This is a genomic window from Pedobacter hartonius (genome assembly GCF_900107535.1).
Lineage (GTDB): Bacteria > Bacteroidota > Bacteroidia > Sphingobacteriales > Sphingobacteriaceae > Pedobacter > Pedobacter hartonius.
Genome location: NZ_FNRA01000008.1, coordinates 96,818 through 111,949, shown reverse-complemented (window position 1 = coordinate 111,949; position 15,132 = coordinate 96,818). Strand labels below are relative to the sequence as shown.

Annotated in this window: 13 protein-coding genes; 12 read left to right on the top strand and 1 reads right to left on the bottom strand. The window is 36.3% G+C overall.

Annotated elements, in window-relative coordinates; all coding sequences use genetic code 11:
- Position 1: 1 nt before the first annotated feature.
- Positions 2 to 1,105 (bottom strand): GAF domain-containing protein, encoded by a 1,104-nt coding sequence (locus tag BLW16_RS14690; RefSeq protein ID WP_090557932.1) that lies wholly within the window; start codon positions 1,103 to 1,105, stop codon positions 2 to 4.
- A 244-nt stretch (positions 1,106 to 1,349) separates the two neighbouring features.
- Between BLW16_RS14690 and BLW16_RS14685 the strand changes: the two genes are divergently transcribed.
- The 12 genes from BLW16_RS14685 to BLW16_RS14630 all read left to right on the top strand — a co-directional run bounded on the left by BLW16_RS14685 (position 1,350) and on the right by BLW16_RS14630 (position 15,132).
- The gene (locus BLW16_RS14685) at positions 1,350 to 2,018 is read left to right on the top strand and encodes a hypothetical protein (protein WP_090557930.1); all 669 of its coding nucleotides are present in this window, start codon (positions 1,350 to 1,352) and stop codon (positions 2,016 to 2,018) included.
- Complete coding sequence (gene rfbD / locus BLW16_RS14680) at positions 2,018 to 2,875, top strand: dTDP-4-dehydrorhamnose reductase (RefSeq protein WP_090557927.1); 858 nt, start codon at positions 2,018 to 2,020, stop codon at positions 2,873 to 2,875. Before BLW16_RS14685 ends, rfbD begins: the two co-directional genes overlap by 1 nt.
- Before the next feature lie 269 nt (positions 2,876 to 3,144).
- Positions 3,145 to 3,864 (top strand): acylneuraminate cytidylyltransferase family protein, encoded by a 720-nt coding sequence (locus tag BLW16_RS14675; protein WP_090557924.1) that lies wholly within the window; start codon positions 3,145 to 3,147, stop codon positions 3,862 to 3,864.
- A gap of 168 nt (positions 3,865 to 4,032) precedes the next feature.
- Positions 4,033 to 5,169: a GDP-mannose 4,6-dehydratase gene (gene gmd, locus BLW16_RS14670; protein ID WP_090557922.1), complete on the top strand. Its 1,137-nt coding sequence runs from the start codon at positions 4,033 to 4,035 to the stop codon at positions 5,167 to 5,169.
- Positions 5,170 to 5,191: 22 nt separating this feature from the next.
- Complete coding sequence (locus tag BLW16_RS14665; protein ID WP_090557920.1) at positions 5,192 to 7,786, top strand: SLBB domain-containing protein; 2,595 nt, start codon at positions 5,192 to 5,194, stop codon at positions 7,784 to 7,786.
- A gap of 54 nt (positions 7,787 to 7,840) precedes the next feature.
- Positions 7,841 to 8,938, top strand: a complete 1,098-nt coding sequence (locus BLW16_RS14660; RefSeq protein WP_090557919.1) for a Wzz/FepE/Etk N-terminal domain-containing protein — start codon at positions 7,841 to 7,843, stop codon at positions 8,936 to 8,938.
- Between the two features lie 6 nt (positions 8,939 to 8,944).
- Positions 8,945 to 10,132, top strand: coding sequence for a UDP-N-acetylglucosamine 4,6-dehydratase (locus BLW16_RS14655; protein WP_090557917.1), 1,188 nt, complete (start codon positions 8,945 to 8,947; stop codon positions 10,130 to 10,132).
- Positions 10,133 to 10,135: 3 nt separating this feature from the next.
- Positions 10,136 to 11,293: a LegC family aminotransferase gene (locus tag BLW16_RS14650; RefSeq protein ID WP_090557915.1), complete on the top strand. Its 1,158-nt coding sequence runs from the start codon at positions 10,136 to 10,138 to the stop codon at positions 11,291 to 11,293.
- Positions 11,294 to 11,297: 4 nt separating this feature from the next.
- The gene (locus BLW16_RS14645; RefSeq protein ID WP_217631577.1) at positions 11,298 to 11,936 is read left to right on the top strand and encodes an acetyltransferase; all 639 of its coding nucleotides are present in this window, start codon (positions 11,298 to 11,300) and stop codon (positions 11,934 to 11,936) included.
- Positions 11,936 to 12,958, top strand: a complete 1,023-nt coding sequence (gene neuB, locus BLW16_RS14640; protein WP_090557913.1) for an N-acetylneuraminate synthase — start codon at positions 11,936 to 11,938, stop codon at positions 12,956 to 12,958. Before BLW16_RS14645 ends, neuB begins: the two co-directional genes overlap by 1 nt.
- Complete coding sequence (gene neuC / locus BLW16_RS14635) at positions 12,958 to 14,073, top strand: UDP-N-acetylglucosamine 2-epimerase (RefSeq protein ID WP_090557910.1); 1,116 nt, start codon at positions 12,958 to 12,960, stop codon at positions 14,071 to 14,073. Before neuB ends, neuC begins: the two co-directional genes overlap by 1 nt.
- A 6-nt stretch (positions 14,074 to 14,079) precedes the next feature.
- On the top strand, positions 14,080 to 15,132 hold the full coding sequence (locus BLW16_RS14630; protein ID WP_090557907.1) for a nucleotidyltransferase family protein: 1,053 nt from the start codon (positions 14,080 to 14,082) through the stop codon (positions 15,130 to 15,132).

Below are 15,132 nucleotides of genomic sequence, written 5' to 3'. Positions count from 1 at the left end.
GTTAGCCCTTATTATCATTTTCGGTATGGTTCACAATGAGGCGGATCTTGTCATCCAGTTCCAATACAGCCCTTTCCAGCATCATCAGATCTTCTTTTGATGACTTATAGTCATCGGCCTTAAAAATATTCATTAAGCCCATAATAGAGGATACGGGACGGCGAATTTCGTGCGACTGTATAAATGCAATTGCTTTGAGCGACTCATCCTTTGCATTAGATTGCTGCTCCTTGAGTTTTAAGTCAGATATATTGATCGCATTATAAGATACGCCGATAATTTCCCCCTCTGCATCAAATGCGGGTACATAGTTGTAATTCCACCAGATCTTCCTTCCGCCGGTAATCATCGGGCTTTCGTTCTGTATATGTTTGCCGGATAGTGCCTTTTTAAAATTAGTCAGGAATTCGGAAAAAAAAACGTCATCTATATAGTCGATGACACTATTTCCGATGTGCATTTGTACCCCATGGTTAATTCTCATGATTTCGGCCAGCGTTTTATTAAATGCGAGCACTTCCAGATCTTTTCCTATTAAAAGGTGGCATGAAACTGAACTTTCAAAAAAAGAACTCAGCTTAATTTCAGATTTTTTTGCTTCTAAATATTGTTCGTTCAACAATGCCAGACTAACGTCAAAGTCAAGTATATGAATCACTTGCCGGGAAAGGACAGCTAGCATTTTTTGCTGGATCTCAGATAAATCCATAGGTTCATGGCCGCTTACACATAAGCTTCCAAGGTTATAGCCGTCTTTGGTGATCAGTGGTGCGCCGGCATAGAACTGAATATTGGCACTTTCGGGATTTGTGAGCGGGTTGTTCATCACACGTTCATCCTTACTTGTATCCGGGATCACCAAAACATCATCCTGTATAATTGTATAATTGCAGAAAGAATCTGCCCTGGTGGTTTGTTTGAAGTCTGATCCTACGCTAAACAGGATATGCTGGGTATCCTCATCCAGTAGCGTAATAAAGGCCATGGGGGTATAACAGATCTCAGCCGCATACCTGGCGATTTCTGTTAATTCATTTTCTCTGCTTATCTTTAGTTTTAAAAACTTATTAACTGCCTTTAAGCGGCCTTGCTCGTCATGCAACATTAGTTATGTCTGGAATATTGTAAAATAAACTATACGTTTGTGCTTGCTGTATGGATTTAAATATAACTAAATTAAATCCCCGTGTGTAATTTAACTGGTATTAATTTAACTGTACCGGATAAAGCATTGATTTGATCCGAACGGATTTTTTTGTCCTGTAAAGAGCTTATTGAGGCATAGTTTTTGCTTATTGCGCAGTTGTATACAAACCTATATTTGATAACGATAATGTCCTGTACCGAGCATGATTAAAAAATTACTTATTATCCCCTTATTATTAACCTGCGTATTGACATTCGCCCAGAAAAATGGAGATGCTGCGTATAGCTTTGGCGTTAGAGGATACAATTATCTTCAATTGCCGAAATTATTAAATCAGACGGATGGTCACCGTTACATCAATTCTAACTTTAGCAGTTATATTATTAAATTCAATGACAATCTTTTTAGCTACAGGCTGAACGGTAGCTATTTGAACCAATCCCTTCAATTCTCCAATGATTGTGAAAATTGCGGACTTGCCCAGGGTAAAATAAAAGATTATTCATTTAAAGCAGGTTTTGAAAAGAATTTCACTTATTCTGCCATACAGCCATATTTCGCGCTTGACCTTGGCTACAGGTCAAACGAATTCAATGGTGCTTTAACAAATGTCAATCCACAGAATTTAAATATTGACACCAGGAAACGGGGATTTACTGTTACACCGGTATTTGGTCTGAAGCTTAGCCCTATCAGGGAAGTTTCTATATTTGCGGAAAGCAATCTGGAATTCTTTTACGCCTGGGGGAAAACGCAATCAAGCGGTCAAACCGATCCGGATGTAAGTTCTGAGGTTAAATTCAGAAAAGGAGAGTATTTGTTTAACCCCGTATCAGTAGGTATACAGATCCATTTGGGACATAAGAATTGATGAAAAAGAATATAATCATAGCGGGAGGTTCGGGTCAGCTCGGACAGTGCCTTAAAGAGCTTGTTCCTTTATCGGAACAGATTTTTAACTTTGTGTTTCTTTCAAGAGCAGAGTTAGATTGTGTAAACAAGGAACAAACCGAAGCCGTTTTTGCGGAATTCCAACCGGCATATTGTATCAACTGTGCTGCTTACACTGCGGTAGATCAGGCAGAGGAAGATTTGGATAATGCTTTTGAGGTCAATGAATTTGCGGTAAAAAGACTTGCGGAAAATTGTCTGAAATATAACACAACGCTTATACATATATCTACAGATTTTGTATTCGATGGCAGTTCGAGTATCCCATTGACCGAAACCCTGCACACCAGCCCGATCAACGTTTACGGTTTGTCCAAATTAAAGGGAGAACAGGAAATTGCGGCCATTATGACGCAATATTATATTATCCGGACCAGTTGGTTGTACTCAGAGAAAGCAAATAATTTCGTGAAAACGATGTTAAAACTTTCGCAGAGCAGAAATGAACTTACTGTAATTTATGACCAGGTAGGTACGCCTACTTACGCGATGGATCTTGCAGCTGTGATTTTAAAAATCATTGAAAATGATCCTCAGCTATATGGTCTTTATCATTATAGCAATGAGGGAGTGGCTTCCTGGTATGATTTTGCCAAGGCTGTATTTGAGTTTGCAGAAATAGATATGAAGGTTTTACCTGTAGCATCAGCGGCGTTTGTTACGAAGGCAAAAAGGCCACATTACTCTGTTTTAGATAAAACAAAAATTAAGTCAAATATCGGGATTACAATTCCTTACTGGAGGGATAGTCTTAATAAATGCATACAAAACCTGTAATTTCCTTAATAAGTGAATTTTATTGTTAACATAAGTTGAGATGGGTTCTTGTAGAGTCTAGTTGGTGAATTATGATTGCCATTATTTATACTCTTTATTTTTCGCAACTTTTGTTTGCCCTTAGTCATATTCTACAGTTATATATATTATTTTAATATATTAGAGTGTGTTTATCTCATTTTTTTTACAATAAAATTATTTTATTGTCGTTATAATTGTGTCTCATTGAGTGGTTTTGATCAATTTTAATTTGAATAAATAATTTAAGTATGGATTTTTTGATTACAATTTGCGCTAGAGGTGGGTCTAAGGGAATACCTGGTAAAAATATTAAAGACTTAAATGGGAAGCCATTAATAGCGTATACAATTTCTCTTGCAGAAGAATTTATAGCCAAAATGGGGGGCGACATTGCAATTTCCACGGATTGTACAGAAATAAAAAAGATTGCTGAGAAATATGGTATTTATACTGATTACCTAAGGCCTGCTCATCTTGCAGACGACTCATCCGGCAAAGTTGACGTTATCAGGCATTTATTGGAATATCATCAAAAGTTAAATGCAAAGCAATACGATTACATTTTAGACTTGGATGTATCCTCACCCTTAAGAAATTATCAAGATCTAATTAATGCCTATAATATAATTAATAATGATCAAAGGGCTCTTAACTTGTTTTCGGTTAATGATGCAGAACGAAGCCCATATTTTTGCGTAGTTGAAAAGAAGGAAAATGGATACTACAACTTAGTAAAAACAAATGGAGTCTTCTTATCCAGACAATCGGCACCTTCTACGTTTGATTTAAATGGATCCTTTTATTTTTACAAAAAGGCCTTTTTTGAATTTCCGAATACAACAGTCATGACAGATCGTAGTTTAGTCTATGTAATGCCACATATTTGTTTCGATCTTGATGAGCCTTTAGATTTTGAATTTCTTGATTTTTTGATAAATAGGAATAAGCTTGATTTCATAATGGTGTAAGCGGCATGAGAGCCAGCTTGTTTAATTGCAAATTGAGATGTCCTATTTATAATCTTACATTCTGTTCTTTTTGGCATACCTACGTCCAATTCTTAAACTCTCATTTTTTTCAGACTAATCAAATTATTCGCCTATCTTTAGCCCTTTGAATTAATTACTGATAATCGAATGAAAATTGCCTTAATTATAGGTGTTACAGGACAGGATGGGGCATATTTGACAGGGTTTCTTTTGAAAAAGGGTTATTTCGTACATGGCTTAAGGAGGACGGTTTCATTATCAAATGCCAAAAGACTCAGCCAATTTTATACAGATGCTCACGATGATCATGTCAATTTTAAGTTGCATTTTGGTGATTTGACCGATTCTACTAATCTAATCCGGATTATTAAGGAGATTCAGCCTGATGAAATTTATAATCTTGCGGGAATGAGTCATATTCAGGTTAGTTTTGAAATGCCTGAGTACACTGCTAACACTGATGGGATAGGAACTTTAAGATTATTAGAAGCAATAAGAATTTTAGGTTTGACGAAGAAGACAAGAATTTATCAGGCATCTACTTCTGAATTATATGGTCTGGTTCAGACTGTACCTCAAAATGAGACTACTCCCTTTTACCCGAGATCACCTTACGCTGTGGCTAAAATTTATGGATATTGGATAACTATAAATTACAGGGAGGCTTATGATATCTTTGCTTCTAACGGTATTTTATTTAATCACGAGAGTCCTCTAAGGGGAGAGACCTTTATTACCCGGAAAATAACAAGAGCTACTTGTAAAATTGCTCTTGGATTGCAGAAGTGCTTGTATTTAGGTAATTTATCTGCGCAAAGAGACTGGGGGCATTCTCAAGATTATGTAGAGGCGATGTGGTTGATTCTTCAACAAGAGAAGGCCGAAGACTTTGTAATTGCTACCGGTATTACTGCTACCGTGCGCGATTTTGTGAAAATGAGTTTTGGCGAATTAGGTATAGAAGTTGAGTTTAGTGGGAAAGGTGAATATGAAAAAGGCGTAATCATTGACATTGATTATGATTTAGCAAAAAACTTAGGGTTAAATATCGGAGAATTACATTTTGGAATGGATGTTGTTCGTGTAGATCCCAAATATTATAGGCCTAAAGAAGTTGATTTATTACTAGGGGATTCAAAAAAGTCCAAAACCCAATTGGGTTGGAATCCCAGATATGATTTGCAATCATTAGTGGAAGATATGATTCAGTCTGATTTGTTATTGATGAAAAAAGACGAATATTTGCAGGAAGGCAATTTTCGAACCTTAAATTATTTCGAATAAAACTATTACTATTAAGTTATTTATGAATATAAAAAGAACGGTTACTGCATTGATATTCTTTTGTAGTATAATTATTTTTCAGCTTGCTTCTGCACAAACTAATTATTCTGACGTAAAAGTAGACGAATTAACTGACGTACAAATTCGTCAATTAATCCAGCGCGCTGAATCGGTTGGTTATACCGAAGATCAGTTGGGACAAATGGCTGCAGCAGAGGGTATGCAGCCCGCGGAGGTAGCAAAACTGAAAATACGGGTAGAGAAACTTAAAAACGATAGTTCTTTTAATAGTCAGGATAAAAAGAGTCAGGGTCAAAAGAATCTAGTTGTGCAGGACGATTCTAGTGTAAGAAGTTACGATGGGGAAATTAATGACTCGGACACCTCAAAAAGTGCAAAGATTAATCTTGCAAATAAGAATAAGAAAAAAATGCTTGATGCTTTTGGAAATTTAATTCCTAAAATATTTGGTTCCGAGTTGTTTAAAAATAATCAAATTAAATTTGAACCTAATCTGAGGATGGCTACTCCAAAGAGTTATATTATTGGCCCTGACGACCAGTTAATAATTGATCTGACAGGCGATAACGAGGCTAATTATAAACTTCAAGTCAGCCCTGATGGCAATATTAGATTGCAATATGTCGGATTAATTTCCGTGGCAGGGCTATCTATTGAACAGGCGATATCGAAAATTCGTTCAGCCATGTCGTCCACATATCCCAGTTTAAGAAGCGGCCGCACAAATGTATCTATTAACCTTGGTAATATCAGAAGTATCAAAATAACATTACTGGGCGAGGTTGTTAAACCTGGTTCCTATACTTTATCGTCTCTCTCCACGGTATTTAATGCATTAAATGCCTCGGGTGGCCCAAATGAGAATGGTTCCTTCAGAAATATACAGGTAATTCGCAATAATAAGATTGTTGCTACGGTTGATGTTTATAGTTTTCTTTTAAAGGGAATACAAGAAGGAAATATTCGCTTGCAGGACCAGGACGTTATTAATATTCCTGTGTATCAAACCCGCGTGGAAATGTCTGGTGAAGTCAAGCGACCGGCCTTGTACGAGGTTTTAAGCATGGAGACGTTAGAAGATATCATTAAGTTTTCGGGCGGGTTTTCGAATAAAGCGTATACAGCTAAAATTAAGGTTTTACAAAACACTAGTAAAGAAAGACGTATTACCGATGTTGCGGCAGACAGCTACGGTAAGTATAGGCCTTTAAATGGCGATAAATATGTAGTTGAACCGATATTAGATCGATTTGCAAATAGGGTCGAAATTATTGGTGCGGTATTTCGGCCTGGACAGTATGAATTGGAAGGAGGCCTAACCTTGAAACAACTCATTACTAAAGCTGATGGATTAAAAGAAGATGCTTTTTTAAATAGAGGTTACATTTCCCGGTTAAATCCCGATAATAGTTTGGCATTATTGTCATTTGATGTCGATAAGATTCTAAAAGGAACCGAACAGGACATCTCTTTGAACAGAGAGGATAAGGTTACAATATCGTCTATATTCGATTTACGTGACGAATACAAAGTGGATATAAAGGGTGAAGTTAGAACTCCAGGAACCTTTGAATACGCGGAAGGAATGACGCTTCAATCCTTAATTCAAATGGCTGGTGGTTTTAAAGAAGGTGCAACTCCCAATCGTATTGAAATTGCTAGAAGAGTCAGAAATAGTGATGCGAGGTCTATTTCGGCTAAGACAGCTGAAGTGTTGAACGTGAATATTTCAAGTGATCTTAGATTGCAGGATTCCTCTTTTACTTTACAGCCATTTGATATTATATCAATTCGTAATTCGGAAGGATATCAGGTACAGCAGCAAGTGAAGGTTGAAGGGGAGGTACTCTATCCAGGTATTTATACCATTATCAGAAAAGATGAACGTATTTCTGATCTGATAAAAAGAGCAGGCGGTTTAACGGCACTGTCTTTTGCGGAAGGAGCGTCTTTAAAAAGACCAGGACCCGAGCAGGTTAGTGAGCGGGATTCTACTGATCGTTTTGGTAATGTAATTAAAGCTAAAGCGGGGAGCAGTCTTTCCAAAAATGCGAAGGACAGACAAAGGGAAGAAATGCAAAAATTAGCTAATTTAAAAAGATTGCAGTCAGGAGATAATAACGTTACTGATACTGCTCAATTAGTGCAAGAAGTAAAAATACTTGGAAGCGATCTGGTAGGTATAGATCTGCTTAATATTTTGAAAAAACCTGCTTCTAAATATGACCTTTTATTGGAGGACGGAGACATCATTAATGTACCAAAACAGCTACAAACTGTTAAAGTTACCGGCGAGGTTCTTAGACCCATAAATATAGTTTATAATCGTAATAGGGGAATGAAAGACTATATTAATGGCGCTGGCGGGTTTACATATAATGCGAATAAAAAGGGAGCTTATATTCAATATGCAAATGGGTCAGTGGATGCAAATCGTAAATTTTTATTTTTCAATAATTATCCCAAGGTAAAACCTGGTGCGGAAATTTTTATTCCTAAAAGAGCGCCGAGAGAAAAATTAGGCGTCGCAGGTGTTGTAGGCATTACGTCCGCTTTGGCGACTGTAGCTGCTGTATTAATAAGTGTATTAAGATAATAGATAATATACATCGATTCAATATTCAAATTTAATAGTGGGTTTTAGAGCTATATGGGAGATAAATTAGTAAAAAATCAAAAAGAAACCGAAGAAATTTCATTAACCGAACTCGTTTCTAAATTGAGTACTGGGTACCATTACCTCCTATCAAAATGGCTAATAATTTTTATATTTGGAATTGTAGGCGGGATACTTGGGGTTGTTTATGCAGGATTTAAAAAACCTGTTTATACAGCTGCCACAACTTTTGTGCTGGAGGATGGCGATGGTGGTGGTGGTGGTTTAGGACAATATTCCGGTTTAGCTTCAATGGTTGGAATAGATGTTGGAGGTGGCGGGGGAATATTTCAGGGAGATAATATACTTGAATTGTATAAATCCAGAAAAATGATTGAAAAGACTCTGCTAACAGAGGTTGAATATAATGGTAAAAAAGAATTGTTAGTTGATCTATATATAGAATTTAACAACCTTCGAGAAAACTGGAAGGACATTCCCGAGTTGAAAACTGTTAAATTTAAAAAGACTACAGTTGAGGGATCGAAACCAGGCTTTACCCGTTTACAGGACAGCCTGCTAGGAGCGTTTGTGAAAGACATCAATAAAGGTTATCTAAGTGTTGCTAAATTAGATAAAAAACTAAGCATTATTAAGGCAGAAGTAAAAGCACAGGACGAGTTTTTTGCGAAATCTTTTAACGATGAAATTGTCAGGAACGTGAATGATTTCTATATACAAACCAAAACTAAGAAATCAATTGCTAATGTAATTATTCTTCAACAAAAGGCAGATTCTGTCAGGGCTGCATTGAATGGTGCCATCTTTAGCGGGGCTGCGGTATTTGATGCTACACCAAATTTAAATCTCACACGTCAGGTGCAACGGTCTGCGCCTATGCAGCGTTCGCAGGTTTCAGCTGAAACAAATAAGGCCGTGCTAGCCGAATTAGTTAAAAATCTGGAACTTTCAAAAATGTCTTTGCGTAAAGAGACGCCACTGATTCAAGTGGTTGATGAACCGGTTTTGCCTCTTGACATGACAAAGTTCAGTAAACTTAAAGGAATTGTTATTGGAGGGTTTTTATTTGGATTCTTTACTTGTTTAATTTTGATTGTTAGAAAAAATTTGAAACCTGATTTAGTACAATAGGAATATATGGATATCTTAAGATTAATAGGTCGCGAAAATGAATTGTTTCAGGATGATATTCGTATTCATGAACAGGAATTACAGTTAGCAGTAAGTCAGTCCAGTTTCCTTGTGATTGGTGGAGCTGGATCAATAGGTCAGGCGGTAACAAAGGAAATCTTTAAACGTAATCCCCTCAAATTGCATGTTGTCGATATAAGTGAAAATAATATGGTCGAGCTTGTAAGGGATATTCGAAGTTCATTTGGTTATATCAAAGGAGATTTTCAAACATTTGCGCTGGACATAGGATCATTGGAATATGATGCTTTTATTGAATTTGATGGGAAGTATGATTATGTTTTAAATCTTTCAGCATTAAAGCATGTACGAAGTGAAAAGGACCCTTACACCTTAATGCGAATGATTGATGTTAATATTTTTAATACTGAGAAAACTATCGATCATGCGATAGCAAAAGGAACTAAGAAATATTTTTGCGTTTCTACTGATAAAGCCGCTAATCCGGTAAATATGATGGGAGCTTCAAAGCGTATCATGGAAATGTTTTTGATGCGTAAGAGTGTAGATATTAATATTTCAACCGCCCGTTTCGCCAATGTCGCGTTCTCTGACGGTTCGTTATTGCATGGTTTTAATCAACGGATACAAAAAATACAGCCAATAGTGGCGCCAAACGATATTAAGAGATATTTTGTCATTCCTAAGGAATCTGGAGAATTGTGTTTAATGTCATGTATTTTCGGAGAGAACAGAGATATTTTCTTTCCTAAATTAAGTGAAGATCTGCATTTGATTACTTTTGCTGATATTGCAGAAAAATATTTGTCAGAATTGGGCTATGAACCTTATCTGTGTAATAATGAGAATGAGGCAAGGGAGCTTATAAAAAGCCTGCCCAGCAAAAAAAAATGGCCTTGCTTATTTACGATAAGTGATACAACCGGAGAAAAGGATTTTGAAGAATTCTTTACTGATAATGAAACTTTAGATATGGATAGATTTGAAAATCTTGGGGTAATCAAAAACCTGCTTCATTTACAGAATGATAAGCTGGAATATTTTAGTGAGAGTATTTCAAATCTGAAACTAAATAAAAAGTGGAATAAGGATGATATTATTTCCTTGTTTCATGAAATGATACCCGATTTCGGGCATAAGGAAACAGGTAAGTATTTAGATGCAAAAATGTAAGCAATGGGAGTAGATGATAAATTTCAGGAGTTTGTCGCATTTGTAAAATTGCAGTATCCTAATAAGGATTTTATTGGTCTCCATGAACCTGTTTTTATAGGCAATGAGAGAAAATATGTAATGGATGCCATTGACTCTACATTTGTGTCTTCAGTAGGTGCTTATGTGAATCGATTCGAGGAAATGATGGCCCAAATAACGGGAGCAAAATACGCAATTGCCATAGTAAATGGTACTAATGCTCTGCATATGGCACTTTTGCTAAATCATGTGACAATAGGTGACGAGGTTCTCTCGCAAGCGCTAACATTTATAGCTACCGCAAATGCTATTAGCTATATAGGAGCAAGGCCGGTTTTTATAGACGTTGACAAGGATACTCTGGGAATGTCCCCTATATCATTAAAAGATTTTTTGACGGAATATGGTGAGAGAAGAGATAATGGATTTACTTATAATAAATTAACCGGTAAAAAAATTGCCGCATGTGTTCCGATGCATACTTTTGGATTACCTTGCCGAATTGATGAGATCGCTTTAATTTGTGAAGAATGGGGTATTCCCCTGATCGAAGATGCTGCAGAATCTCTGGGGAGTTACTATAAAGACAAGCATACCGGGGTTTTTGGTAAAGTTGGGGTCTTTAGTTTCAATGGAAATAAGACTGTAACCTGCGGGGGCGGTGGAGCATTAATAACTGATGATGAAACTATCGCGAAACGAGCTAAACATTTAACAACACAAGCTAAGGTGCCCCATAAATGGGAGTTTGTGCATGATGAGATAGGATATAACTACAGGATGCCAAATCTGAATGCAGCTTTGGCTTGTGCCCAATTAGAACAGCTTGGATTATTTGTTAAAAATAAGCGAGTACTTGCAGGGAAATATAATGAACTTTCAGGTAAGTTGGGAATTTCCTTTTCGAAAGAAACTCTGTACTCGAAATCTAATTACTGGCTTAATTCATTGATATTAGATAACTTTGATGAACGGAATTATTTTTTAGAATTTACAAATTCTAGAGGAGTAATGACGAGACCTGTTTGGGAATTGATGAATAGGCTTCCTATGTTTGGCACTTGTCAGACAGATAATTTAGAGAATAGTATCTGGCTTGCCGACAGGGTCGTTAATGTTCCAAGTGGATTTAGAACATAATCTAATGATTAAAAAAAAAATTATGCTTGTTGGTGGTGGTGGACATTGCAAAGCTTGCATTGATGTTATTGAACAAGCTAATATATATCATATTGAAGGGATTTTAGATAACATTAATATGATGGGTGCAACTATTTTGGGATACAAAATAGTTGGTGACGATAGTGACATAATCAGATATATAAATGAGGAATGTTTTTTTTTCGTCACTATCGGACAGATAAAGTCCGCTGAAAACAGAATAAGAATATTCCAAAACCTTAAAATAAATAAAGCAATTACCCCTAATATTATTTCACCACGTGCCTATGTGTCTAAACATGCTGAGTTAGGAGATGGTAATATAGTGATGCACGGCGCGATTGTAAACGCAGGTGTGAAAATAGGAAACAATTGTATCTTAAACACAGGCTGTACAATAGAACATGATGCTGTTATCGGTAATCACAATCATATTTCAACTTCTGCTACGATAAATGGTGGCAGCATTATTGGTGATGAAGTTTTTATAGGTAGTAATGCAACAATATCTAACCAGATAAATATAAGTAAAGGGTCTATTATAGGATCTGGATCTGTCGTAATAAAAAATATAGAAGAGCCAGGTACCTATGTGGGGAATCCTGTAATCAAGATTAAATAATGAAACATACCGTCATCATTGCAGAAGCAGGTGTCAACCATAATGGTAGTTTAGAGAATGCATTCAAATTAGTTGATGCGGCAGCTTCAGCCGGTGTTGATTATGTGAAATTTCAAACCTTTAAATCGGATAAGCTAGTATCTAAGATAGCTCAAAAGGCTAACTATCAGGTTGAAAATACCCAAGATATTGATGAATCGCAGTTCCAAATGCTTAAAAAATTAGAACTTTCAGAAGAAGATCATGCCGCATTAATTGGATATTGTAAATCTAAAAATGTTGAATTTTTTTCTACTGCATTTGACCTTGGGTCTCTGGCCTATCTTTCAGGTATAGGAATTGGAATGGTTAAAATACCTTCCGGTGAAATCACCAATTTACCTTATTTAAGATTGGCTGCAAAACAGTTTTCTAAAGTTATATTATCTACAGGAATGGCTACTATTGAAGAGATCGAAGCCGCATTAGAAGTGTTTTTAAAAGCAGGTATCCCCAAAAAAAACATCAGTATTTTACATTGTAATACTGAATATCCGACACCAATGAAGGATGTTAATTTATTAGCCATGCTACATTTGAAAGAGACTTTTGGCATTTCTATCGGTTATTCAGACCATACCTTAGGAATTGAGGTACCAATCGCAGCTGTGGCACTCGGAGCAACGATTATAGAGAAACATTTCACTTTGGACAGATCGATGAAAGGGCCCGATCATCAGGCTTCTTTAGAACCCGGTGAATTGAAGCAAATGGTTTTGGCTATTCGGAATATAGAGATGGCCATCTCTGGTACTGGAATAAAGGAACCATCACCTTCAGAGATGAAAAACATTGTAATAGCCAGGAAAAGTATTCATCTGCTAAATTCCTTAGCGGAGAACGATTCAATTCAGGATTCTGACCTGGAAATGTTGAGGCCAGGCGACGGAATCTCTCCAATGGATGTTGAAAAGGTAATAGGCAGAAAACTTAATAAAAATTTACCTGCCGGTACCAAGTTATCATTAAACGATCTTTTGTAATGAGAATAGGTATATTAACAAGTTCACGAGCTGATTTTGGTATTTATCTGCCACTGCTTAAGGTTATGGGTAATGATGATTATTTTGAGCTGAAAATTATTGCATTTGGTACCCATTTATCTGGTTTTTATGGTGAAACTATAAAGAATATTGAAGAAAGCGGCTTTGATGTGGCATATAAAATCGAATCTATGTTACTGACAGATTCGGCTAATGCAATAGCTAGCTCTCTAGGCCTGACGTCACTTAAATTCGCTGATTTCTGGAATAACTACCAGTCGGAATTTGATTTGGTATTTTGCCTCGGTGACCGCTACGAGATGTTTGCTGCAGTAATAGCTAGTATACCATTTCAAATAAAGCTTGCCCATTTACACGGTGGGGAAACAACATTAGGTGCGATTGATAATATCTTCAGACATGGAATTACATTGGCTTCGACATATCATTTTGTGGCAACTCCTGAATATGCCGCCAGAGTTGCTGAACTTAGGGGATCCGACATAGATATTTTTCACGTAGGGGCTTTGAGTTTAGATAATCTGGATGAATTATCTTTATTAACTCCGAATCAGTTTGAAGAGAAATGGGGAATAGACCTTACCAGGAGAACTATACTTACCACTTTTCATCCGGAAACCGTGGCTGTTAATAAAAATAGACTTTACATTTCTGAATTAATAGGCGCGATCAATGAACTAAAGGACTATCAGGTTCTAATTACAATGCCGAACGCTGATACACTCGGCAATATGATTAGGCAGAAACTGATAGATAATTTTGCGAACTCTAAACATGTTTTTTTAATTGAAAATCTGGGTTCTCAAAGTTATTTTACCGCATTAAACTATTGTAGCTTTCTAATTGGAAATACGTCGAGCGGCATCATAGAGGCTGCTTCTTTTGGAAAATATGTAATTAATCTGGGTAATAGGCAAAAGGGCAGGATCAGTGGGAAAAATGTTTTAGAAACGGAAATAAGTAAGGAAAATATTGTAAGGGCAGTAAGAACTGTTGAAGAAAGTGAAACTTTAACTACAGAAAATATTTACTATAATGGTGGGGCAGCTCACAGTATCGCTGAAATAATTAAAAGATTAGAGTTCAAAAGATAGTTTAGCATGAAAAATTATGATTACCAGAAGCATTTAATTGTTACTAAAAGCCCGCTGAAAATGGCTTTGGCAAAATTAAATGAATTAGGAGTGGATTCCATCATATTTGTAGTGGATGATAATGATAAATTGCTTGGATCTCTTACCGATGGTGATGTTAGACGGGGATTATTGGCAGGACTGCATGTTGACAATGTTGTTGACGAATTCGTTCAGGCATATCCTAAATTTATTCAAAGAGGAAACTATACTATTAAGGAGGTGATTGAATATAGAGAGAATAACTATAGAATATTACCTGTATTAGATAAAGAAGGAGTGATTGTCAACATCATTAACTTCCGGTTTTTTAAGTCATATCTTCCCGTTGATGCAGTAATTATGGCGGGAGGCCGAGGGGAAAGGTTAAAGCCATTAACTGACAAGGTACCGAAACCATTGTTAAATGTTGGCACAAAACCAATTATTGAGCATAATCTCGATAGGCTGGTAAGTTTTGGAGTGGATGACTTTTGGATAACAGTAAGATATTTAGGGGACAAGATTAAAAGTCACATAGGAAACGGCAACGCAAAGGGAATCAATGTTAAGTATATCGATGAAGAGTTACCGTTAGGAACTATTGGTGCCCTTTCCCTAATCGATCAATTTGAACATGATTATATTCTAGTTGCCAATTCGGACGTATTAACAAATTTGGATTATGAACAGTTTTTTTTAGAATTTATCAATTCTGACGCAGATTTTTCAGTTGCAACTATTCCTTATAACGTTAATATTCCCTATGCTATTTTGGAAACATCAAATGGCATAATTAAAAATTTCGCAGAGAAACCAACTTATACATATTTCGCAAATGCGGGTATTTATTTAATGAAAAAATCAGTCTGCAATAATATACCAAACGGTAAATTTTATAATGCGACAGATTTGCTGGATGACCTGATTAAAGGTGATTATAAGGTTACATCTTATCCCTTAAGAGGCTACTGGTTGGATATTGGTAAACATGATGATTATAAGAAGGCACAAGAGGATATAAATTATATTAAATTTTAG